This window comes from Streptomyces polyasparticus (genome assembly GCF_014493765.1).
Taxonomy (GTDB): Bacteria; Actinomycetota; Actinomycetes; order Streptomycetales; family Streptomycetaceae; genus Streptomyces; species Streptomyces polyasparticus.
This window is the reverse complement of the sequence record NZ_JACTVJ010000163.1, coordinates 1-565: the sequence shown is the minus strand read 5'-3', so window position 1 is coordinate 565 and position 565 is coordinate 1. Positions and strand designations below refer to the sequence as shown.

Sequence of the window (565 nt, the reverse complement as noted above, 5' to 3'; positions counted from 1 at the left end):
CGGCGCTAACTTCGACGCTTACGCTGGCCAGGACATCGTTTCCAACGCTTCCTGCACCACTAACTGCCTGGCGCCGCTGGCTAAAGTTATCAACGACAACTTCGGTATCGTTGAAGGCCTGATGACCACCGTCCACGCTACCACCGCTACTCAGAAAACCGTTGATGGCCCGTCTCACAAAGACTGGCGCGGCGGCCGCGGCGCAGCTCAGAACATCATCCCGTCCTCTACCGGCGCTGCTAAAGCAGTAGGTAAAGTACTGCCAGAACTGAACGGCAAACTGACCGGTATGGCGTTCCGCGTTCCAACTCCGAACGTATCTGTTGTTGACCTGACCGTTCGTCTGGAAAAAGCAGCGTCCTACGAAGAAATCAAGAAAGCCATCAAAGCCGCTTCTGAAGGCGCTATGAAAGGCGTTCTGGGTTACACCGAAGACGACGTTGTTTCTACCGACTTCAACGGCGAAGTTTGCACTTCCGTGTTCGATGCTAAAGCGGGTATCGCACTGAACGACAACTTCGTGAAACTGGTTTCCTGGTACGACAACGAAACCGGCTACTCCAAC

At 54.3% G+C, this 565-nt stretch carries 1 protein-coding gene; it reads left to right on the top strand.

Features of this window, described 5'->3' with window-relative positions:
• Positions 1-565, top strand: a 565-nt coding sequence (locus H9Y04_RS49310) for a type I glyceraldehyde-3-phosphate dehydrogenase (protein WP_498067179.1), incomplete at both ends; no start/stop codon positions are given.